The organism is Halomonas citrativorans, assembly GCF_014898005.1.
GTDB lineage: Bacteria > Pseudomonadota > Gammaproteobacteria > Pseudomonadales > Halomonadaceae > Vreelandella > Vreelandella citrativorans.
Genome location: NZ_JABUYX010000029.1, coordinates 1 through 20,690, shown reverse-complemented (window position 1 = coordinate 20,690; position 20,690 = coordinate 1). Strand labels below are relative to the sequence as shown.

The 20,690-nt window shown below is 49.6% G+C and carries 24 protein-coding genes and 5 pseudogenes; 8 read left to right on the top strand and 21 right to left on the bottom strand.

The features are described 5' to 3' along the window. The first annotated feature begins 143 nt into the window (after positions 1-143). Positions 144-350, top strand: a complete 207-nt coding sequence (locus INT20_RS16345; protein ID WP_192536175.1) for an antirestriction protein ArdR — start codon at positions 144-146, stop codon at positions 348-350. A 213-nt stretch (positions 351-563) separates the two neighbouring features. On the opposite strand, the gene INT20_RS16340 is transcribed toward INT20_RS16345, so the two are convergent. From INT20_RS16340 to mobI (INT20_RS16295), 13 genes are all read right to left on the bottom strand, one after another. Further along, positions 564-836 (bottom strand): hypothetical protein, encoded by a 273-nt coding sequence (locus INT20_RS16340; protein ID WP_192536174.1) that lies wholly within the window; start codon positions 834-836, stop codon positions 564-566. 459 nt (positions 837-1,295) lie between these two features. Further along, positions 1,296-1,409, bottom strand: coding sequence for a hypothetical protein (locus INT20_RS18335; RefSeq protein ID WP_318781689.1), 114 nt, complete (start codon positions 1,407-1,409; stop codon positions 1,296-1,298). 2 nt (positions 1,410-1,411) lie between these two features. Beyond that, positions 1,412-1,870 (bottom strand): RNA-guided endonuclease InsQ/TnpB family protein, encoded by a 459-nt coding sequence (locus INT20_RS18330; RefSeq protein ID WP_318781684.1) that lies wholly within the window; start codon positions 1,868-1,870, stop codon positions 1,412-1,414. Then, the gene (locus tag INT20_RS18325; protein ID WP_318781683.1) at positions 1,867-2,061 is read right to left on the bottom strand and encodes a hypothetical protein; all 195 of its coding nucleotides are present in this window, start codon (positions 2,059-2,061) and stop codon (positions 1,867-1,869) included. Before INT20_RS18325 ends, INT20_RS18330 begins: the two co-directional genes overlap by 4 nt. Before the next feature lie 35 nt (positions 2,062-2,096). Then, entirely contained in the window at positions 2,097-2,282 is a 186-nt protein-coding gene (locus INT20_RS18320) for a helix-turn-helix domain-containing protein (RefSeq protein WP_319643865.1), read from the bottom strand. A 227-nt stretch (positions 2,283-2,509) separates the two neighbouring features. Then, positions 2,510-2,827: a M48 family metalloprotease gene (locus tag INT20_RS18415; RefSeq protein WP_193057317.1), complete on the bottom strand. Its 318-nt coding sequence runs from the start codon at positions 2,825-2,827 to the stop codon at positions 2,510-2,512. A gap of 60 nt (positions 2,828-2,887) precedes the next feature. Beyond that, entirely contained in the window at positions 2,888-3,496 is a 609-nt protein-coding gene (locus INT20_RS16325; protein WP_192536172.1) for a M48 family metalloprotease, read from the bottom strand. 725 nt (positions 3,497-4,221) lie between these two features. After that, complete coding sequence (locus INT20_RS16320) at positions 4,222-4,467, bottom strand: hypothetical protein (protein WP_192536170.1); 246 nt, start codon at positions 4,465-4,467, stop codon at positions 4,222-4,224. A 2-nt stretch (positions 4,468-4,469) separates the two neighbouring features. Further along, positions 4,470-5,369, bottom strand: a complete 900-nt coding sequence (locus INT20_RS16315) for a DsbA family protein (RefSeq protein WP_192536169.1) — start codon at positions 5,367-5,369, stop codon at positions 4,470-4,472. Positions 5,370-5,509: 140 nt separating this feature from the next. Then, positions 5,510-5,905, bottom strand: a complete 396-nt coding sequence (locus INT20_RS16310) for a hypothetical protein (protein ID WP_192536168.1) — start codon at positions 5,903-5,905, stop codon at positions 5,510-5,512. 72 nt (positions 5,906-5,977) lie between these two features. Continuing rightward, positions 5,978-6,424 carry a hypothetical protein gene (locus tag INT20_RS16305; RefSeq protein ID WP_193057316.1) on the bottom strand — a complete coding sequence of 149 codons (447 nt, stop codon included), beginning with the start codon at positions 6,422-6,424 and terminating at the stop codon, positions 5,978-5,980. A 10-nt stretch (positions 6,425-6,434) separates the two neighbouring features. Beyond that, positions 6,435-6,956 (bottom strand): hypothetical protein, encoded by a 522-nt coding sequence (locus INT20_RS16300; protein ID WP_192536166.1) that lies wholly within the window; start codon positions 6,954-6,956, stop codon positions 6,435-6,437. Between the two features lie 378 nt (positions 6,957-7,334). After that, the gene (gene mobI / locus INT20_RS16295) at positions 7,335-7,898 is read right to left on the bottom strand and encodes a conjugative transfer protein MobI(A/C) (protein ID WP_192536165.1); all 564 of its coding nucleotides are present in this window, start codon (positions 7,896-7,898) and stop codon (positions 7,335-7,337) included. A 346-nt stretch (positions 7,899-8,244) separates the two neighbouring features. Here mobI (INT20_RS16295) and INT20_RS16290 point away from each other — a divergent pair, with 346 nt between their 5' ends. From INT20_RS16290 to INT20_RS16260, 5 genes and pseudogenes are all read left to right on the top strand, one after another. Further along, positions 8,245-9,255, top strand: a complete 1,011-nt coding sequence (locus tag INT20_RS16290) for a ParM/StbA family protein (RefSeq protein WP_192536164.1) — start codon at positions 8,245-8,247, stop codon at positions 9,253-9,255. Between the two features lie 6 nt (positions 9,256-9,261). Next, positions 9,262-9,987, top strand: coding sequence for a hypothetical protein (locus INT20_RS16285; RefSeq protein WP_193057315.1), 726 nt, complete (start codon positions 9,262-9,264; stop codon positions 9,985-9,987). A 76-nt stretch (positions 9,988-10,063) separates the two neighbouring features. Continuing rightward, positions 10,064-10,924, top strand: a pseudogene (locus INT20_RS18160) (IS3 family transposase); the annotation flags it as partial. 293 nt (positions 10,925-11,217) lie between these two features. Next, positions 11,218-12,279 (top strand): annotated as a pseudogene (locus INT20_RS16265) (IS110 family RNA-guided transposase). Between the two features lie 16 nt (positions 12,280-12,295). After that, positions 12,296-12,576: pseudogene (locus INT20_RS16260) on the top strand (integrase core domain-containing protein); the annotation flags it as partial. A 121-nt stretch (positions 12,577-12,697) separates the two neighbouring features. Here INT20_RS16260 and INT20_RS16255 read toward each other — a convergent pair. From INT20_RS16255 to INT20_RS16235, 5 genes are all read right to left on the bottom strand, one after another. Further along, positions 12,698-13,819, bottom strand: a complete 1,122-nt coding sequence (locus tag INT20_RS16255) for an IS5 family transposase (RefSeq protein ID WP_192536159.1) — start codon at positions 13,817-13,819, stop codon at positions 12,698-12,700. A 22-nt stretch (positions 13,820-13,841) separates the two neighbouring features. Beyond that, positions 13,842-14,402 (bottom strand): hypothetical protein, encoded by a 561-nt coding sequence (locus tag INT20_RS16250; RefSeq protein ID WP_192536158.1) that lies wholly within the window; start codon positions 14,400-14,402, stop codon positions 13,842-13,844. A gap of 303 nt (positions 14,403-14,705) precedes the next feature. Beyond that, entirely contained in the window at positions 14,706-14,897 is a 192-nt protein-coding gene (locus INT20_RS18410; protein ID WP_225734488.1) for a zinc ribbon domain-containing protein, read from the bottom strand. A 64-nt stretch (positions 14,898-14,961) separates the two neighbouring features. Continuing rightward, the gene (locus tag INT20_RS16240; RefSeq protein ID WP_192536157.1) at positions 14,962-15,267 is read right to left on the bottom strand and encodes a hypothetical protein; all 306 of its coding nucleotides are present in this window, start codon (positions 15,265-15,267) and stop codon (positions 14,962-14,964) included. A 613-nt stretch (positions 15,268-15,880) separates the two neighbouring features. Continuing rightward, positions 15,881-16,968, bottom strand: a protein-coding gene (locus INT20_RS16235; RefSeq protein ID WP_192536156.1) for an IS3 family transposase whose coding sequence is annotated in 2 segments (ribosomal slippage) — positions 15,881-16,713 and positions 16,713-16,968 — 1,089 coding nt in all. Because the reading frame shifts where the segments join, the coding sequence is not laid out codon by codon here. A 171-nt stretch (positions 16,969-17,139) separates the two neighbouring features. Here INT20_RS16235 and INT20_RS16230 point away from each other — a divergent pair. Further along, positions 17,140-17,346 (top strand): hypothetical protein, encoded by a 207-nt coding sequence (locus tag INT20_RS16230; protein ID WP_193057314.1) that lies wholly within the window; start codon positions 17,140-17,142, stop codon positions 17,344-17,346. On the opposite strand, the gene mobI (INT20_RS18155) is transcribed toward INT20_RS16230, so the two are convergent. Then, positions 17,332-17,766 carry a conjugative transfer protein MobI(A/C) gene (gene mobI, locus INT20_RS18155; protein WP_226912224.1) on the bottom strand — a complete coding sequence of 145 codons (435 nt, stop codon included), beginning with the start codon at positions 17,764-17,766 and terminating at the stop codon, positions 17,332-17,334. The genes INT20_RS16230 and mobI (INT20_RS18155) overlap by 15 nt on opposite strands. A gap of 1,364 nt (positions 17,767-19,130) precedes the next feature. Here mobI (INT20_RS18155) and INT20_RS16220 point away from each other — a divergent pair. Next, a pseudogene (locus INT20_RS16220) lies at positions 19,131-19,280 on the top strand (transposase); the annotation flags it as partial. A 7-nt stretch (positions 19,281-19,287) separates the two neighbouring features. On the opposite strand, the gene INT20_RS16215 reads toward INT20_RS16220, so the two are convergent. Then, positions 19,288-19,533, bottom strand: a complete 246-nt coding sequence (locus INT20_RS16215) for an AAA family ATPase (RefSeq protein ID WP_226912223.1) — start codon at positions 19,531-19,533, stop codon at positions 19,288-19,290. A 467-nt stretch (positions 19,534-20,000) separates the two neighbouring features. Then, a pseudogene (locus INT20_RS16210) lies at positions 20,001-20,590 on the bottom strand (fructosamine kinase family protein); the annotation flags it as partial. Positions 20,591-20,690: the final 100 nt, after the last annotated feature.

Below are 20,690 nucleotides of genomic sequence, written 5' to 3'. Positions count from 1 at the left end.
GGAAGGGGGCTTTGGAGGTATGGGGAGTTAGTGTATATACACTAGCTCAACACGCATGGGAGGTGACCGATCAGCTTGCTATCGCTAGTATATATGCCAATGCTATAGGGAGTAGCAAGAATAACATGCTGACAGGGAGGTTTATGAACCAGGTGATTTATGCCGCAGCAGTATATCGGGCAGGCTATCCGAACATTACAAGAGGCATTGTGCTGGTGTGCGACAACCAAGTCGTCGGCTGGAGGGAGACACTTCGTAACCCTCTTGATGTCAAGCTAGGCTCCCTTGCCGTTGATGAGTGTGGCCGAGTGTGGGAAGCCGTCGATTATGATGGATACCAGGGGCTTTGACATGGGACATGCGAGCATGAAGCCAGCGCTTAAATGAGATAATGCGCAATTCCATCCGGTGATTTCCGTGAAGCCAATGAAGTTGAGCACACATAATCAGCCTTGAAAAATACGCGCTGGTGGGCTTTTATGCAGATAGCTCAAAATCAGCACCCTAATCACGATCTTTCGGCCCTTGGCAATGCGTGAACCAGTATTCCGTGGTTATTTTTATTACACGGCGCCACCCATCATTGTTTTCTGGTTTGGCGAAAAAAACCACCACAGCCCAAGTGATAAGCCTCCTTCACCGTTAGTTCTGTGCTTTCTTTGGCCATAATCAGCACCGTTCTTCAGCGCTTCTAATAGCATCATCCCTGAATCACCCACCGTGTCCAAGTCGATGATAATAAGGTTTGTCAGTGGGTTTCTGATATTTTGAACAAAATTAAGTGCTTCCGTCGCATCGTAAGCGTTCTGGCACCGAGGGCGGGAAGGTTTGGTCACTGCAGGCAAGCTCAATCATAGAAAGGTTGACTGCATCATGACCAACGAGCAGAGCTGTAGGATTGTTTACCATACCTGACGGCCTCCCAAACAGATCTTTAGAGTCAAAGCCCCGCCGAAGCGGGGCTTTGATGTCGGGTGTCCAGGTGACGGGGCAGTGCCACTGAACAAGCGACGTGACTCTTGCGAGTCGGCATTTCCTGCCATGACAAAAGTGGTAGCTCTTGGCCAAGCTGCCGTGTCACATGATCTTTATAGCATAAAAGCATGAGCCTGGCATCCGACACTCCCCGCCCGCCCGCCGCGCTTCGCGCTTTGGGCGGGGCTCCAAGGTCACCCTCAGAACCTTCCTGCTTCCACACGCCTTCACTAGACAGCTGCTAAGCCGCTGCCCCCGCTCCACAGGCTAACCCCGCCACCACGGTGGTTCGTATATTCCTGGCTGCGTTGATGTCGCGGTCAATGGGGTGGCCACCCCCCCAGGCAGTGCCAGTGACGTTGCGACAGCGGTAGTTTCTCAACCTTGTGGCCGCAGCCATGACACAGCTTACCGCTGGGAAACCACTGGCTCACTTTCACCAGTTGGCGCCCCACCCAGCATCGCTAATGGCTTTAGAGAGCCGATTATTCTTGATCATGCCAGCGATATTGAGTGACTCGACGCACAGGACTTGGTTTTCGTTAATTAGTGCGCGGGTCGCTTTATTGAGGGCGTCATGGCGGCAGTCGGCGATCTTGGCATGTAGCCGCGCCACTTTCTGACGGTATTTGTTGCGGTTGTTGGAACCTTTCTGCTTCTTCGCCAACCGGCACTTCAAGTAGGCCAGCTTCGTTTCGTAGCGTTTCAGGTGACACGGATTGCCGGATTTTACGCCATCGCTGGTGATGAACAGGTTAGTCAACCCGAGATCAATACCCACTGTTTTGGGCGTGACCGGATGCGCTTCTGGCGCAAAGTCACACAGGCAGCTGATGAAGTAGCGCCCGGCACGATCGCGTGAAAGCGTGATGGTAAAGGCAGTGGCTGACTTCACCGAATGGATAACGGTGTCTTCATCTTGGCAATCGTGATGTAGCCATTACGATTGCGAAACGCCGCCTTGGTCAGCCGGATCGACTGGCGGCCATCCTTTTTCTTGAAACGTGGATACCGCGCTTTGAGCTTGGAGTTGAAGAAGTTGTTAAAGGCGGCTTTCTGATCGCGCAGGGTTTGCTGCAGAATCACACTCGATACATCCTTGAGCCACGGAAACTCCGCCTTCAAGCCTCTAGCAGACGCTTTTCAGCGTGGGCGTGAGATACCGACTCGCCGCGTTGCTGATAAGCTTCGGTGCGATAGGCCAGGGTATTATTCCAGACAAAACGGGCACACCCGAACGACTGCGCCAACAACTCAGCTTGCTCGGGAGTAGGATAGAACCGTTTTTTATAGGCGCGCTTTGTCATACTGGAAAAAATATCAGGGGTATGAAACAAAATCAACCGGGCACCGCGTTGCGGTGCCCGGTTGTATCACTGCCCGATTGGGCGATGCTTTACGCGCTGTTTGGTAAGAATTTTCCTCGTCTTGCGCACGAGAAGAACACGATCATTGGTGCTGGAATTATGATGAATTGAGATTATAAGGCTATGAAATTATAAATATAGTTGCTTTTCCTCATAAGCATGAATGCTCAATTGATATTATGAGGTTTTGAGTTAAAGCGTTTAAGCGCCTTCACACGCTCGCGGTGCGTCGGATGTGTGTGAAGACTGATGGGGCGCTGCGAGGGCTCAAACATCGTAGCCGCTGCCAACGATCTGAACAGCGCGATACCTGGCTCTGTACCTTCCTGCGACGCAGCAAAAGCGTCAGCGCGAAACTCACTGCGCCGCGACGCCCACAGTGCCAATATCTCGTAAGCTGCACCTCCAAGCTGTCTGCCAGCTTTATCCAATGTTTGGAATAGATGCTCAAAACCAACCAGCAAGCGGCAAAGAGGATGGCCCACTAGCGGTATCCAGCGACATAGCCGAACAATCCACTTCACGACCTTCAAGCGTAGGCGCTGCTAAGCAAGCACGCTGTCCAGGAAACGCTGCCAAGCAAGCACATGGCGGGCATCCCTATGCACCAGATGGCCGACTTCGTGAGCGATCACCCAGCGCAATATGTCCGACGGCAACTGCAAAACACCCGCTGACAGTACCAAGTGAGGTTTTCTTATTGGCGGCGCAACGACGAAAGCAACCACATAGGCATTCTCGGCGGCCCAGAGGTGTGGGCATCGGATACGATGTTGCTTGCACAGACGTTGTGTATAGAGCGCGATAGGATGGTCTGCCGATACCTTCACCAATCTCCCCTTGGCCAAACGCCGCAACTGCCGTTTGCGGCGTCTCATTGCTTGCTTCGCCCCACTCCAAACCAAAAGACACAGCAGCCCCCAGGCGACCACCAGAGCGAGATGAATCAACGTATTTTGGGATAGCGGCACCCAGCCAATCTCTAGCCATACAGGACGAACACCGGCGGCGAACAACCAAGAAGCAATATGAGCAAAAACGCTATAAACAGCCCAAAGAATGGTTAAAGGGAAAAAAGCACTAAAAACACCTAATAGAATAAAACCAACTAAAAAAGCTAAATTATGCAAAAAAGCACATAAAAAATTCGCCATGCCTTGTAAATACCGAAGGTAAGAACATTTACAGAACGATGTTATGAGCCATCGCCTTCTTTACTAATGACGGAACGCACTTTTTCAACTAAAGGGTGTATGTAGTACTTAGCAGAGTTGTTTAATCGGGGAAGCCAGCTTTGTGCTTTTTCATCCGCTGAGTCTGTCAAGGTTTGCGCGCCAGCCGACTTCAATTGTGAAAGTGATGAAGGGGGCGTCCAGTCTGGTAGCGTCCGCCAAGGGGTACGATGCTTCGATCCTGTAGGCTTCACTGATGACGCACCCGACAAAAGCTCGGCATTGACCCAAGGTGCTGACGCGCCTGGAGGCATATTCCCTTGACCGTCCGCTGTCAAAACATCGAGTCGTCGTCGGGGCTCGGCAAAACGCCCATGTCGTTCTAGCGGCTCAGCTGTGATCGTTGCAAGGTGTCGGTCTGGCCGATAATGAGCTGCCTGTACCTCTATCTGCAAACGATCCCCAATATCGGGATACCAGGCACGCTGACAGTCGTGGCTCACGACGATCTGGACGTTGTGGTGGTGTGTCGAATCCGACACAGTATCGCCGGAAGACATAACTGTTTTCGCCGCTCCCAGAGCAGGCGGTATTGCGAGCCCAAGCCCAAGCCCAAGTGCCATCGCTGGCAATACTCGATATGGAAGCATGTTCCGCTCCAAAAAAACGCCCTTGAAAGGGCGTCAGTCACAAATGAATGGGGCGTTTTACTCGGCAGTAGGCGTCGCATCGGATGTCACGGGAGCAGACTGATTGGCCGCGCCCAGCCAGTCGCCAATGCCCAGCGAATCCAACAAGCCGCCGACCCAGGTATAAACGGGCATAAAGTATTCCGGCCAAAGGTGCATCAATGCCATCCCCAGCAATGCACCGCCTATCAAGCCTGCCAGGTTTGTTCTGGCCAGAAAGAGGGCGGCACCAATGGCAATCGCAATCGGGGAAATGGGAAGCATTATTAACCTTCCTGTTCAGCGGGTTGGCCATTGACTGCTCCTGCCTCCGCGCTTTCCTGTTCGATTATGCCCCTTAATGCAGAAATGATGGCTCCTGGCGGCTGCGCCCCAGACAAACGGACTTCCTTACCCGTTTCGTTGTCGATCAAAAACGATGTCGGCGTACCCGTAACACCTTTTGATTGTGCTTCACGCCCAAGATCAGCCACATGGCGTTGTACATCGCTGCTTTGCATACACTGACGAAACGCTGAACGATCAAAACCCATCGTTTCAGCCACATCGAGCAAACCCGCTTCGCGCACCTGATGATTCTCGTAGATATAGTCGCTAAGCGCCCAGAAATGCTGATTATCACCAAGACGGCCTGCGCATTCACTCGCCAATGCTTGGGTGGTCGAGTTGGCATCCATGATCGTCATGTGATGGTACTGAGCCTTCATCACGCCCTGACTGCTATCAACAAGTTGCTTAGGGGTACTGTGAAACTGACGGCAGTACGGGCAGTTGGGATCGGAATAGGTGTACAGCGTGAAGCGAGCGTCAACATCCCCGTATGTCCAGGGCGTATCGTCTTCCAAATCGGTAGGGGCATTGTCATACCCCTCTAGCAATGCCTGGCGCTGTGCCTCTTGCTCGGCCTGCGCTCGCTGCTGCATCACCTGATCAACAGCGGCCACCAGATCAGTATTGCGCGTTTGCTGTCCAGAGGAAGTGTTGATGGCATCGGCAAGGTCAGACAGTTTTGCATTGGTCTGTTGGAGTTGATTAGCCGTTTCAGTCTGGGCGTTCAGCAGCAAACCGAATGCAAGTGTTGCCAGAAATCCGCTGCCGATAATACCGCCAAACGCAAGGTGCATCGCGCGACGATCGTCTGTGGCCGAAGATGTAGATTTTGACATGAATATCCCTCTGGAATGAAAAGTACCCTGGCAGAGTACGCGCAGGAAACGATCAGGCAGGCCAGCGGAACACCGGATTTCTAGGCAAAAACAAAAACCCCCCAAGAAGGGGGTAAGCCTTTATGAGAGCCTGCGTGGGATCAGGCAGTCCAAGGTAGCAGGTAGGGGGTAGAAAACACGACAGAGGCCGTCAGGAGCCAGCAGAAAAGGGCGTATAGCTGCAAGCCGATGAAACGCCGCATCCTTCCCTCCTTGATATATCTTCCAGCCGTAGAGATGGCCATCAAGACCCCGCCAACTGCCAGAGCAAGAATCGACGGCATGATCCATTCGATACCGACACCCGCAAATGCCCGCCAGAAAAAGAAAACAAAAAGGCCGATAATCGGGGAAAGAGACACAATACCCTGCACCGAAAAAGCCTGGCGATACTTCCCATGTGGCGTGTCGTCAACAAGGTATGCACGCACTAGACGGTGAGGCAAAAGTGACACAGCTTTCAGTGAACAGCGCAAAGAACGGTTTTGACGGCTCATGAGATTTTCCTCGTTACGTTGATTTACCTAGTAGCTTAACCAACTTTTGCGCTTGACCAAGCCGGTGCGAAATTAAGCCGTCCCCCGAGAAATTTCCAGAACCATCGACCAGGAAGACGGGAGCAGTTGCAAGGCATCCATCACGATCTGCCAATCGGATGTGGCGATAGACATACCCAGCTGATCTTCTAGCACCGATGGGCGTATCACCTGGCGGCCCCAAAGCTGTATCCGACCACTATCGGCATCGACAACCGAATCCGAGAGCAGCATAAGCGGAAACTGCGAAGACAGCTCATCCAGTTTGCGCTGAAGACGGGCAGCTCGCACCGCGTCTTCCCATTCGTCGTCGTCCAAGCCAAATAGCGCAACACTTTCTATGGACGGAGAATCGGACACCGCAGGGATATGCTTCTGGGCGTCCAAAAGAAGCGAGATCGCGTACTGCAATGCAGGAGAATCAACGCCGTACCGATCCAGAAACGCAAGCAGGTGTCTCTTTCGAACCTGTGTCTCCATCTCGAAACCCTTACTTTAGGCGATGGTAATGACGAACAAGGCCATCGCAAAATCGGCACTGCGGATACAACGCAATAGCTGAGCTATCGGCTTCACCAACAAGATCGGGAAACTCGATTCGCTCACCAATGTATTTTCGTCCTCGCTCCTCGCTCAGGCGCTTGATGAGAACGGTTGGAATGTCGAAATCCGTCGTGTCGGCAACAGGATCAGTCAGCCAGAAAGGCAGTGTCAGATCGACAATAATCCGCGTCGTTTGCAGCGGCACCTCCAGCCAGTAATGCGGCACGATGATCACGTTTTCGCCCGTTTCGTTGGTATGTAGCTCACCAAAGAACAGCTCCTTGGGCATACCGGCGTCAGCAAAGAATGCTGCTGCTTCGTGCGCAACGTCGCCACAGTCGGCATCTTCAGTGATGTCGGGCGTCAGGTTGAAAAATGCCATAGCGATATCGTCAGCCAATATCTGCTGCTCATCCTCAAGCCGTGACAATGCGTTTTCAGATTTATCGCTGGTTACTAATGTGAGCACAATGCCCTCCTTGTCTCGATGTCGGGTGTCCGTTGGATTCTACGCACCCCGAAAAACCGACCAAGACGCTGAGGGGCGGATTTCTAGTGAATTAGCTTCCTTCCGCCTTCAAGGATTACATGAACCATAACGTGCTCTATAAACCTTTTGGTTTGTTATGTGGAATAATGGCTTATAAATGCCTTTTGCAATTTTTCTTTTAAAAGGAAAGCATTGTGACGGTATTCTGTGTATGCCTGCACACGAAATTAAGACCACTTTAATATGAAAGAGGATAAGCCTAACAAATATTATCAAATTATTCGGCGGCATGGTTTAAAAAGAGAAATTTCACAAGCAGAGGTGTTTGAGTCATGAATAAATAACTTATTAGGCTATCTACTTTCTATGCGATTCAACTACCTTCTTGATCTCCTTCAGCGCTGTTCGCGCTTTTGATAACTCATAAAAAATTTTTCGATTTTTGGCATGGTCTTTTTCGTGCGCCGCAACTAATTCTCGCTCCCAACTTTCAGCCCCATTAAAGTCTCGGGCGTTATAATGATGCTTACCAGACCGTTTAATATGTTTAGCGTAGTAAGTTTTACCTTTGCGCATCGAGTCAGAGTTCCGAACAAACGCATCACGGAAATAGACGACTTCCAAGGTTCCTCGATTAACGCGAACACGGATACCGAGCTTACCTGGATCACCTGCTGCAAAGCGCTCCATTTTTTCTTCCCAAAATAAGTCAGCCATCGTGCGTGAGTCCAAGGCTGCCAGATAAATCGACCGCTCAATTTCTTCAAGCATTCCATCGGCTGCATCCGACAGCGCGGCAGATACTTCAGCCAAATCAATACCCGAACGCTCGGCTTCTGCCTCGTCGTTCACAGCAAGCAGCGTATGCAAATGGTCAAGCGAATAATTACCTGAACTGTTGCTACCACCATATTCTGACATCCAGATAGCCCTCCAAAGCCTCAATATCTAACAGACGCTCCCCATGAAATTACCCTGGGGGAAACCCTCGCTCCCCACAGGGTATTACTTACTGGTGGGAGGTGAAACAGAAAATAGGAAAAATAGCCAAATTTTTTTAATTCTCCCCCCAACTGGGGGGAAGTGATAAAAATTTGCCACCTTCCCCCAGTACTGGTGGGAATTGAAAAGGTAATGAGAGGGTTGAAGCATTTCTCAATGGATGCAATACTGATTTTTACAAACCTTAAAGTTTGAAATAAACTCTCTAAGGCGAAGTGACTTGCGCTTCGGTTTAGCTGTTTAACAGTGAAACGTGGAGGTCTGAATGGGTACGAACGTAGGGCTGGATATCGGCTATAGCAACACCAAGCTGGTTTACTCAGGCGGCGATGAAGGGCATCAGGAGTCCGTCTTTCCTGTAGGGGTGTCGCGCCTCGATCAATTCAATCGGCAGATTAAAGGCATTACCGGCGGTGATGTTGATACCACCATTGTTATGGTAGATGGCGTTGAATATGCCGCTGGTATTGCACCAGGTAAAGTGTTGGGTAGCTCACGCGATATAACGGAAAACTACATTAAAACGACGCAGTATAAGGCACTTTTCCATGCTGCGTTATTATATACAAATGATCGCCAGGTAGATCGCTTAGTGACGGGGTTGCCGGTCACGCATTGGCAGAACGAAGAATTAAAAAACGATATTAAAAAGATGATGGCAGGGGAGCATCAAGTTGCTAAAAAGAGAACCGTAACCGTGGATGAAGTTGAGGTCATTCCACAACCAGGCGGTGCATTTTTAGATGCTATTCACTACGCTGAAAGTAACGACGATCAAGATACCGTAGAAGCATTAACAGAAGGTAGTGTTATCATCATTGACCCTGGCTTTTATAGCACTGACTTTGTAGTTTTTGAAGAAGGGGAGTTAAATGCTGAGTTGTCCGGTACAACCCTTTTAGCAACGTCTCGGATTATTGATAGAGTGGCTGAATTGGTCAGCGCAGACTACGGAGCGGCACCAGGTAAGAGCCTCAAGTCTGAAAAAATTGAAAGTTTAATACGCGCAAATTCGCATATAGTACGCTATGCAGGACAGAAAATAGACATCCAACCTTACATCCAAAAAAGCGCATTGGAAATCTCTCAGGCTGCTATAAGCGAAATTGCGGGTAGTATGCGAAATACGGTACTTGATACTGTTGTGGTTGCAGGGGGCGGTGGGGCATTTTTTGAACCTGAAGCACGGCGAATTTTCTCACATTGCGAGATTATCCAGCCCTCTGATCCGGTGCTGTCCATCGCTCGGGGCTATCACGGCTGGGCCGCACGATAGCGTTTATTGGCATTACAGCTGGTGGTAGCACTGATTACCGCCAGCTTTATAATCATTGGAGAATCCGTGATGCACGACTTTCAGCAATCACAGCCGCTTGTCATCAACATCATGCTGTACCGCCGCCGCGATGGTGATCTGTACAGAGAACTCATGTCCGTCCCTAATAAATACCGTGCGGAGCGTCTGCGCAATCTCGCTAACCTATGCTGCTTGATGCGGGAAATGGGGGGCATTGCCGTTGACAGTGAGCGATTGCATTCACTCGCCGAAAGGCACTATAGCAGTATCGTCAGTGATGACGTGGAGGATAGCGACGGAGACGAGACAGAATCTTCCATGCCGCTAAAATTGACCGTCAATTTCTACAATTATCCCGAGTTGTACCGCGACCTGGCAGCCATTCCAAACGGTAATGTTTCCAGTCGGGTAAAAGCCCTTGCGTCGGCGGGGGCATTACTCAACGATATTTCACGCTTGGCTCGCCATGCTGATAATCAAGGGCTGTCGACCCGCCCATCACAAAACCCGCAGGCACACGCTATCGTCAAAGAGCCCGTTGATCCTGGTATGGCAAGCATAAAAGAGGAAGGTGAGGTTGAGATGGGAACCCAAAAAGGAGAAGCAGATACAAGTGTGGAGGCGGATGCCTCAACAGAGCCGTCAGTAGCAGACGATAAGCGGGATAACACGCCTAAAAAGTCCAGTGCCATCGGCAAAATCAGAATGTAGTCACCAACCTGTAGTGGTTCAATAAAACCGGACACCAACGTAGGTGGTAATATGGCCACCAAAAGCGAGGTGTCTGATGACCAAGAAACGACGTACTTTTTCGCCTGAATTTAAGCAAGAAGCTGCCAGGCTGGTACTGGATCAAGGCTACAGCTATCACCAAGCTTGTAGCTCGTTGGGTGTCGGTGAAAGCGCCCTCCGACGCTGGGTTCACCAGCTTGCGGACGAGCGTCAAGGAATAACGCCTAAGGGCAAAGCGTTAACCCCAGAACAGCAGCGTATTCAGTAGCTTGAGGCTCGCTGCAAACGTCTTGAGATGGAAAAAACCATCCGAAAAAAGACCATCGCTCTCTTGATGTCGGACGATATGAATCGTACGCGCTGATAGACCAGTTGAGTGAGCAAATGCCTGTTGAAATGGTCTGTAATGCGTTTGATATTAGCCGCTCCAGTTACTACGAATACCGCCAGCAGTGGCACCGCGTGGATGTTGAGCGTCTGGCCTTAAAAGCTCAGGTAAGCCGCCTTTTCAAAAAGAGTCGCCGCTCAGCTGGCAGCAGCTCAATCAACGGGTTGCTCGGCGAAGAGGGCGTCACCATCGGCCGTTTCAAGGTTCGGTGTTTGATGAGCGAAATGGGGTTGATCTGCAAGCAGTCAGACCCTCCTGCTGACAAGCAGGCGACTGTTGGGCGACCTGATATTGCGAATCATCTTGGCCGCAAATTTACACCAGACCAGCCCAATCAGGTCTGGTGACATCCCTTATATCTGGAGTGGCCAGCGTTGGAGCTATCTGGCCGTTGTGTTGGATCTTTATGCTTGTCGTGTTGTTGGCTGGGCCATGTCGTGCAGCCCGGATGCAGATTTTGTTGTGAAAGCGCTGGATCATGCTTGGGAACAACGTGGTCAGCCTAAGAGCGTCATGTTCCATTCCGATAGTAAGACTACAAGGTGCCAGGTGTTTCTGGGTTGATCCGGCACTTATAGTAATCGATCTATTCTGAGGACCTGGTGCCGTGAGGGCTCTTGGGTCTCCTGACCCACATTCTGATCGACCCGGCTAGTGTGTCTTTCCTTGGACCTGTCGGTGATCCAGGAGCACTGGCGGCGAGGTTTCGCCTCGTCGAAGCATGTGACTCAAGAAGGGCCTGACCGCCTGCCTTATTACTGTCGTGTCCAGGCTATCGAACTCGGTGAAGCCATCCTGAATCAATAGCTTGGAGATCCACTATGAGTCAGCAACCCAGTGATCGCTCCTTCATTATCGGCGGTGTTGATACCCACAAAGAGCTGCATGTAGCCGCCGTCGTGGATGTCCATGACCGTGTGCTTGGCACCACCAGCTTTCCTACCACCCGGCATGGCTACAAGACTATGCTGACCTGGATGTGCTCCTTCGGCGATCTCAGCCGGGTGGGAATCGAATGCACCGGTACCTATGGAGCCGGCCTGCTGCGCTACTGACAGCGCACAGGCATCACTATCTTGGAAGTCACGACACTCGATAAGACCGTACGGCGCAAGCGCGGCAAGGATGACGCAATCGATGCAGAGAATGCCGCTCATGCGGCCTATGTGGGTATTCGCACTGTCACCCCGAAGACACGTGTCGGAATGATCGAGTCCTTACGTGTCCAGAAGGTTTGCCGAAAAACTGCGGTCGCGGCTCGCCGTGTGGCCCTCCAGATGATCCAGACTCAAGTGGTCTCGGCACCAGGGGAGCTGCGCGATCTGTCGAGGAACATGGCGCGAATACAGTTGCTTCGGACGCTGGCGGCATGGCGTCCCGATTTGAACGGGTACCGGGATGTCACGATGGCTTACCGCATCGCCCTAAAATCCCTCGCACGCCGCTACCTGGAACTGCACGACGAGCTTGCCGATTTGTAGGTCATGATCAAAGCTATCGTCGATGAGCTGGCACCAAAGTTGGTGTCTCGAACAGCAGTAGGCTACGAGACGGCCCCACAGCTACTGATCATGGCAGGCGATAATCCGGACCGCCTTGGCTCAGAAGCCAGCTTTGCGGCGCTTTGTGGCATTAGTCCTATTCCTGCCTCGTCAGGTAAGACGCAGCGGCACCGGCTCAACCGGGGTGGCGATCGCGCTGCCAATAGTGCGCTGTATATCATCGCCATCAGGCGGCTACGTCTGGATGCCGATACGCAGGCATGGCGGGTGGGAGAGGGCCACTCCAAGCTGGAAGCCATCCGATGCCTGAAACGCTATGAGCTCTATTATGTGCTGCGTAGCCGTCATCGGGATATCAATCAGACGCAAATCGCCACTTGACACTTAGAAGGGCGTCCAGGGCAGTCAATATGCAAGCCGCAAGTTCCGCCAACGACTTTGGCGCTATAGAATGAAACAAAGCATGAGCCGACGTGGCAACTGCTGGGACACTCGCCGACGGAAAGGCTGTTCCGGAGCCTGAAATCAGAGTGGATACCGGCGTGGGGATATCGAAATCTACCTGAGGCCAAGAAAGACGTTAGTAGCTATCTGATGGGTTACTACAACCAGCAGCGCCCTCACTCGTTTAACGATGGCCTGCCTCCCGTGGTGGCTGAGAAAAACCTTAAATCCTGAATTCAAAAATTTAATTAATGTCCGGTATTAGTTGACCACTACACACAAAGATCTTTGCCAGGGGGCTGTTCTGCTGGAATCGGGCTAACTCTTTATTCACTAAGAGGGTGTTTACTAAATATCAGGACGGGTGAGTTAATCGGTTGAGTAATTGTCGGCTTGCCGCCAGCCACACCCAAGCTTCGGATACCTGAATACTTCGATCATGGTGCATTACCAGTCGGCGTGCCTTTTCGATCCATGCATGGGTACGTTCTACGACCCATCTTTTCGGCAGGATAGTAAATCCCTTGGCATCCGGTTGCTTTGTGAAAAGGTCTTGCTGGTTGGGCGTCTTCCACCAGCCAACATTAGTATTGCCAGGATGACGCACGACCTCTACCTCAACACCATGCTGCTGGTTGATCGTCTGCGCACAGCGTCCTGCATAACCACTATCAACAAAAACTGTTGATATCCCAGAATACTTTTCGATTCCATTGGCCATAACAGGGTGCGCCCCATCGCGGTCTTGCACACTTGCTGCCGTCACACTCACCGCCAACACAAGGCCTAGCGTATCAACAAGAACGTGTCGTTTCCGGCCTTTGACCTTCTTGCCAGCATCATAGCCGCTGGCCCCGCCTTGGGGAGAATGACGTGTTGATTGGGCGTCAAGTACAGCAGCGCTTGGCATCTTGTCACGCCCTTCACGCTCTCGCCATTGAGCGCGCAATCGGTCGTTCATTTGCTCAAATTTGCCCTGCTCGCTCCAGCGCCGAAAGGTGCGGTACACGTTTTGCCAAGGTGGAAAGTCTTGAGGCAACATCCGCCACGAACAACCACTACGAACCACATAACAGCAAGCATCGACCAGTAAGCGTCGGGGGTAACTAGGCGGCTTGCCACGATGACCATCGGTATCGAAGATATCCGCAATCAATGCCCATTCTGCATCGGTCAGGCAGCTTGGGTAGCGCTGTTCTGGTGCCTGCTGTCGGTGACGATCCTGATAGCCGTAACGAGGAGGTGATTCTACCTCGGGTGGCTGATCACGTTGATCACCAGATTTCTCGGGAACTCCCTTATGCCGGGTGATGCCCGCCTCCTTAAGCGCCATCCTTAAGGTTTCGATATACAATGAGATACCGGTCTTGGCAGTAAACGAATCGCGAATTTCAACGAGCGTTGCCATCGGTTTGTCGGTGACAATCTCACATAGGATCGGATAGTGCTCAGGCTGAACCTTCTTGCGGCGTACCATGATAGCTGCTCCAGATTCAGAGTTAGTAACAACGATCATTATAGTACTTTATGTAAACACCCTCTAAGGCAATGGCGAAAAGATTGTGCTGGCGAGAGTAATGGATATTTTTGTCACTTTCTTTATAGTACATGAGGAAGTTGCTATTGTCGGTCAAGCTTTGTACAGCCTCATAGAAGCGATTGCGAATAACTTCAGTTGCATGTTCAGGGCTATTGGCTTCACTAGTTGGGACAAATGCAAACGCCCTATCAAGTTGCATCATGCCAGGGCCAGATAGCAGCGCCGACGCTAGGCCAAGCCCCAGTGACGCTCCACCTGATAAACCAAAACCAGCAGAGCTTGAGAGCGATCGCGCCGTGCCAGCATCACTCGATAGGTCGCTCATCATCGAGCTGTATTCGTCTTCACCTTGCTTTGTATCCCGTGCTTCATGTAGACCACCCACCATAGCGAGGTTGTAGGCTCGGCTGTTGCTTTCGCTGTAATTAGGATCCCCCATAGGTACGCTGGGTATGCCAGCACAGCCCGCTAAGAAGGTGAGGGCTGTTAATGAAGATGCGAGGGTGAACGTTTTCTTCATTTCTCTAGTACTGAGGTAATGAGCCCAAGTCATACCAATATGTTAACTCAGCAATGCGATTACCAAAATTTAATTAGTACGGCTTAAGTGGTACAGTGGCGGATTTGGCATGCCCCGACCACGAAATTAGAGATGATAGTGGGGGATTCCCTGGTTGTTACCTTCCTGGTTCCTGCTTCGTTGTCAGTTGCCTTCAATGCCTTGGCATTGCCGATTTTATTCAAACTCCACAGGCGGATATTTTCGAGTGCTCCTCGGTATGATATTTAAACTCTTGGCACAAGCTAACATCGCGGTGCTTGCTTATAAGATATTGCGGGCGGCATCGAGGTTTCGATCAACACCTCGGTTACCATAGCAAGGGCAATCCCTGCGACTAGTGTCGATAGGCATTTTCTCAACCTTATGCCCACAGCTCACGTAGGTTTTCGAGATGGAAAACTCCTGATCAATGTTGACCAGCTGCTTACCCTCCGCCCTTGCCTTGTATGCCAGATTTTCGATTCGCCTGCTTCAGCTGGCATCGACAATGTGGTTGGCCAGCATGCGGCTTTTACTTTCAAAAAGTAAAGCTGAATTGGGTGTGCAGATCGCCTGAGTCGTCGTCGCTATCACCCAGCAGGACGTTTTGTAGCGCTGTCACCGACTGAAATAGCTCTTCGGCACTCTCTGGCGTGAGCGTACTGAACCAACGCCTTGCCACGGCATCCCCTGTCACGTCCCAGCACACATCGTGCCCGTGTAACACCAGTACCGCTTCGCTGATGGTCCCGCACTTTTCGCAGGCGCAGTAGCGAAGCTCTGCATCGCATTTCTGGTTAACTTGTGTGCTTAGATCAGCGCTTGCGCCGCATGAACATTGCATCGTTGTTCTCCTATCTTGCTAATACAGCCCTTGCCGTTCGAAATGCTGCCAGCCACCGAGGGATACACGGGCGAGAATTTAGGGAGGGACCCCGCGTTCTGCACTCTTCGGCCTCACGCACCTGCATCGCCAGCTTATAGCGCACGTTCTACCGAGCTTGTTCAGATCAGCGTTGGCGTTGGGAATTCCTTGCTGTTCTGCCCGCGCCAGGAGGGTTTGGTTCACATTGTCGAGTGCCTGATTTTTCTGGATGATCGAAGAATATGTAAACGCCTCTAAACCGATGATAGAAACTGCCCCTACACTTACTGCAATAATTAATACCGTTACGGTTTATTTTTGAAATTTAAAATCGACAATAAGTGGTTAGCAAATAAAATATAAGTAAAAAAGTGCATTACTGCGGAAAAAAAGAAATTAATAAAAGCCACGCTACGCTACTAAAAGAGATTCTTTGCCTAATTGCAGTGCATAGAAATTTGATTTCAATATGCTGATTATCACTGATGCCGTTAAATCCAACTAATGAAAAAAGAACGTTTGTAAAATACACCGGTTATTGATATTGTAGGGTAATCCCCCCATTTATAACCGGGGCGATAAGTAGAGTTGGTTAGGCAGCCATGGCCACCTTCTGTTTCGGTGTTATCCCACCCAATGCCATGTTCGGTCGCTCGTGGTTGTACGTCCAGAGCCAGCGTGTGGCAAAATCCTGTACTTCAGCGATTGAGTCGAACAGATAATGGCTCAGCCAATCATAACGGACTGTTCGGTTGTAGCGTTCGATGTAGGCATTCTGCTGTGGCTTGCCAGGTTGAATGTACAGCAGCTCAATGCCGTTTTGCTTCGCCCAACGGGTTAGTTTGCCACTGATGTATTCCGGGCCGTTGTCGCATCGAATGGCCTTGGGCCGACCACGCCATTCGATCAACTGGTTTAAGGAGCGTATCACGCGCTCTGCTGGCAGAGAGAAGTCAGCATCGATGATCAGGCCTTCCCGGTTGTAATCATCGATCACGTTGAACAACCGATACGTTCGGCCATCGGCCAACTGATCATGCATGAAGTCCATCGACCAACAGTCGTTTAGAGCAGCGGATACGACCAATGGCGCTGGCTTGTCACGCACCAATCGTTTTTTTGGCTTGATGCGTAAGTTCAGCTCCAATGCCCGGTAAATTCGGTAGATGCGCTTATGGTTCCAGCGAAAGCCTTTCACGTTGCGCAGATACAAGTAACACAGTCCAAAGCCCCAGTTACGCTGATTGTGGGTCAGGTGCACCAGCCAGTCAGCGATAACAGCGTTCTCATGGCTCAGCTTCGCCTGATAGCGGTAACAGGTTTCACTGATCCCGAAAACCTGACAGGCCAGCCGAATACTGCAGCAACCGGCCTCAACGACATTCTTTGCCATCTCGCGGCGTTGAGATGGCTTTACCACTTTCCCTCGAGGGCTTCCTGGCGCAACTCTGCCTTCAACCGCTCTTCGGCATACATCTTCTTGAGGCGCTGGTTCTCGTCTTCCAACTCCTTGAGGCGCTTCATCATGGACGTGTCCATACCACCGTACTTGGAGCGCCATTTATAAAATGAGGCGCTGCTCATGCCGTGCTCGCGACACAGTTCAGGGACAGGCAAACCAGACTCAGCCTGCTTCAAAATCGCCATGATCTGGCTGTCAGTAAAACGTGATTTGCGCATGTGAAATCTCCTGTTTTTTCAGGTTACAAAATTCCACTTATCAACGCGATTAGTTTTCGGGGGGATTACCGTAGCACTCTAATAACCAGTACTGTATTCCTGTGTGTCTAGATTCTTCATTTAGAGATTACTCATAATGAATTGATATTCCTACGGAAGTTTTTAAATAATATGGAACAGCAAAACATCGTCGATTTGTTTAATACTGTTCTGGTTGAATATCCCGGACACCTCAAGAAAGCACAACAAACAGCAGTGGCAGCGAGCTGGGTCCGGAAAAAAGTGGCATGGTTTGGTGCATTGCACAGAATTGATGAAATCGCGAATGCACGGCAATTCCATACGCAATGGAATTATTTCTCGCTATTGATCCCATAGAAAACCTATACGCTCAAAACTCTTTTTAGTTAAACCTATAGTTTTATCTAAATCATTTTTAATTTTAGATATGGCCATGTAGCGCTCCCGCAACATTGCATAGTTGATTTCTGTTTCATCTATTATTTCACGTTCCCACGGTTCGGCCGAATTAAATGCGGATTGTTTGTATCGTGGATTGAAGCGGCTAGTACCCTTTGGCACCAGTGTCGCCATAATTCTACCCCCTGGCTCAGAAGGTGGCTTGCCACCGGCTCGCAGCCACTGGCATTGAAGCGATCCTGTTGTGACACGTATGCGAGTTATAAAGCGTGGCGCACGTCGACCTGCTTCTTCTCGGACATTCTCCCAATGCAAATCACAAATTATTTGAGCATGATTGCGTATGCGATCTAGCTCAGCCGCTAGTGAATCGCGCATGCTGTACAATTCCGAATGTGTTTTCTCAGCAGATTTTATAATATCCATAGATAACCTACGTACCCTAGTAAACCAATAATTATATATTGGTCTACAATTTTGTAAACCAAAATTTGGTCTACAATATAGAAGTTGATGATCATAGGTCAATAAGGAAGATAGCAATTTTTTTGAGACTTCTAGATATTGGTTTACAAAAATGAAGTTGATGTCTGTAGGTTTTCTCAAAAAGCGGAAAGTTAGTAGTCGTAGATCAATAGTTATTTTTCTATTGGTTTACGAATGACAAATTCACTTTTGTAGACCAATTTTGGTTTACACCAAACAAGTTTATATTTTAAAACCAATTGATTTACAGGTAGTAAGTTTAGGTTTGTAGACCAGTATAAAAGGTAGAGCGGTTTAAAACCAGTTCTCACTACGGGGCTACGACAAGCGACTTATTATTCGTAATAAAATGTTGATTTATGACAGTTTTAAATTCGTGTAGTAAGATTTGTTCAGATTAATATTTTTTTAAGTATTTCTGTGTTTTTTTAATATAAATCGAATGCTAATAATTTGTAATTCCATCCAAAATATTATTTTATCATGCGTACGATTTTTTGTAATTTTACTAGAATGATAAATCTTGTTTTTATAACTAACGGTAAAGAAGGATTGAATCTTTTTTTAGCCTATTTAGTTCTATGTTAGTAATTTTCTTGTTTTTATAGTTATATTTTATATCTTGGTCGGGGTGCATCTTTAAGAACAGTAGATGAAGTTGCCGGACTATCATTAGAGAAGCGCTGAGTAGAAAAGATGTAAAATTTAAAGTAATGGTTAGACGTTCTTAAAATATTATCAAATGGGTTGTCTTCGTAGATAGTAGAATAAATAAAAATTACCAACATGTCATTTATCCTAAGAAGTTATTTTAGGCGATCTTCATCAGTTTTTATCCTTGATAGGACTCTGTATAGAAAGTGATGCTGATCGGGGCTAATGCTAACTTGAAAAAGATACGTTTTATATTTTTATAATTTTATGCATTGAGAGTTTTTTGGCCTTGTTGATATAAGGGGTTAAGCCTAGTCCTAGTAAGTGCTAAATGTTTTATCGTTACTTTCCATAGAGTTTTTAAAAGGAGACGCTTTTTTAGGTCATATAATTAAAAGGAGATTTGTTTTAGATGTATATATTCTCTAAAAAACATGTGATTTATAATTTTAAATTCCGTAGTAATGCTTTAATTAGGGGCGCTTAAAGGAATAATCATTCGTTTGCTTTTTTCCGCTTTAAAGCTTGGTATAGACGACGTCACCCCCAGATTGAGTAGCGCTACACTTTAGAGTCCGATCCTATGCGTAAGGAGATTGGACATGAAGAAGCGTTTCAGCGAAGAACAGATCATTGGGTTCCTTGGCGAAGCCGAAGCGGGGCTGCCCATCAAGGAGCTCTGCCGTCGGCACGGTTTCTCAGAAGCCAGTTACTATCTATGGCGTAGCAAGTTTGGTGGCATGAGCGTACCCCCCTCTGTCAGCCCCAGCGATCATGGAGGTATAATCTCTCGAACAACGATTGACGGCCTTCGAACAAGCAGCGCAGGGTGTCGAGCAGCAGGCTCTTGCCGAAGCGCCGCGGGCGAGACAGGAAGTAGAACTTGTTCTGGGAGACCAAGCGCTCGATCACCGGTGTCTTGTCGACATAGTAGTAACCTCCCTCGCGGATTGTCGAGAAGGTTTGGATACCTATCGGAAGCCTGAGGTGTGGATCGGTTGCCATGCTGACCTCTCGAGTAGAAAGATATCTTCTCAGCTCACACCGCGTTTAAGTCACTTTGGCTTGCCGCTTGTGCCACCGCATAGGCAGGTGACTGCTTATGCGGCTTTCTGCTATTAGCTTACGGATATTGATTGCGGCGTTGATGTTGCTGCTTAAACCATTAGTGCTAAAGTAACAGCCTGAGGGCTCTGATTCTGAAGCGCGACAGCACTGAAGGGAGGGGAGTCAAGTGCTACGCTGATTACCCAAAACTAAACCGCATTCCTACTCCACGTCAGAGGCAATTCACTATGAGCAATAACATGCAGTTCTTTTTGGGTATCTCTCCAATCCTGTTCATCATGATTGGGACTATCTGCGCAGGTGCGTATGCAGTGTTTCGTAAGCTGAAAAATCACCGCCACTGACTTTTCAGTACCAATGAATAAAGGGCGTGAATAGCGACGAACCAGTTGCCAGCACTCCGCTCAATAAGCTTTCAGTCTTGCTAACACACGCTCTATGGCAGGTCGGTAGCTGCCTCCAAACAAAAGCAAATGATTCCGTAGCGGGTAAAGCTGAAAAAGCGCCTCTCGGCTTGGCCACTCATCAGGTGCATTGCCATTCTAGTACGCCTCAAAGAAAGCAGTACTGGGCGAGCCGAATAGGGTCAACATCGCCAGATCCACCTCAGGGAAGTGGCAGTAAACCACAGGGGCAATGATCGCGGGGCCTTGGGGCGTGAACAGCACATTGCCCGACCACAAATCACCATGCACCAAAGTCGGCGAAACATCCGGCAGCCAGCGTTCTACCCCATGGGCTAACGCTTCAAGGCGGTGACGTAAACCGTTGTTTAACAGCCCTTTAGAACAACAGGCGTTGATGAGCGGTAACAAACGCCGCTCTCGCTGAAAAGCGCGGCCATCCTTGGCTAGGGTGTTTTCCCACAGGCGTTATCTCGGAACCAGCCGTGCTCGTCCCCTGTCATCTCATGCAGCTTACGCAGTCCCTCACCCAGTGCTGACTTATCACTATGGCGGTGCGGTATTGTTTCCAACGCCTCCATCACCAGCCATTCTCCCTGCTAGGCAATCACCGTTTGTGACAGCGTGGAAAACAGCTTTGAGCTTTACGGGTGGGCGCTGGTCACTGATGTGCAATTGGATAGCAAATGA

Bases quoted from the DNA above. Each gene is read 5' to 3' on its own strand.
- mobI (WP_226912224.1), bottom strand. From the start codon at position 17,766: ATGCGCGATTCACTAGCGGCTGAGCTAGATCGCATACGCAATCATGCT.
- INT20_RS16215 (WP_226912223.1), bottom strand. From the start codon at position 19,533: ATGGCAACCGATCCACACCTCAGGCTTCCGATAGGTATCCAAACCTTC.
- INT20_RS16320 (WP_192536170.1), bottom strand. From the start codon at position 4,467: ATGCTTCCCATTTCCCCGATTGCGATTGCCATTGGTGCCGCCCTCTTT.
- INT20_RS16255 (WP_192536159.1), bottom strand. From the start codon at position 13,819: ATGGTACGCCGCAAGAAGGTTCAGCCTGAGCACTATCCGATCCTATGT.
- INT20_RS16310 (WP_192536168.1), bottom strand. From the start codon at position 5,905: ATGAGCCGTCAAAACCGTTCTTTGCGCTGTTCACTGAAAGCTGTGTCA.
- INT20_RS16325 (WP_192536172.1), bottom strand. From the start codon at position 3,496: ATGGCGAATTTTTTATGTGCTTTTTTGCATAATTTAGCTTTTTTAGTT.
- INT20_RS16315 (WP_192536169.1), bottom strand. From the start codon at position 5,369: ATGTCAAAATCTACATCTTCGGCCACAGACGATCGTCGCGCGATGCAC.
- INT20_RS16290 (WP_192536164.1), top strand. From the start codon at position 8,245: ATGGGTACGAACGTAGGGCTGGATATCGGCTATAGCAACACCAAGCTG.
- INT20_RS18320 (WP_319643865.1), bottom strand. From the start codon at position 2,282: ATGACAAAGCGCGCCTATAAAAAACGGTTCTATCCTACTCCCGAGCAA.
- mobI (WP_192536165.1), bottom strand. From the start codon at position 7,898: ATGTCAGAATATGGTGGTAGCAACAGTTCAGGTAATTATTCGCTTGAC.
- INT20_RS16250 (WP_192536158.1), bottom strand. From the start codon at position 14,402: ATGAAGAAAACGTTCACCCTCGCATCTTCATTAACAGCCCTCACCTTC.
- INT20_RS16230 (WP_193057314.1), top strand. From the start codon at position 17,140: ATGGAACAGCAAAACATCGTCGATTTGTTTAATACTGTTCTGGTTGAA.
- INT20_RS16305 (WP_193057316.1), bottom strand. From the start codon at position 6,424: ATGGAGACACAGGTTCGAAAGAGACACCTGCTTGCGTTTCTGGATCGG.
- INT20_RS16345 (WP_192536175.1), top strand. From the start codon at position 144: ATGAACCAGGTGATTTATGCCGCAGCAGTATATCGGGCAGGCTATCCG.
- INT20_RS16240 (WP_192536157.1), bottom strand. From the start codon at position 15,267: ATGCAATGTTCATGCGGCGCAAGCGCTGATCTAAGCACACAAGTTAAC.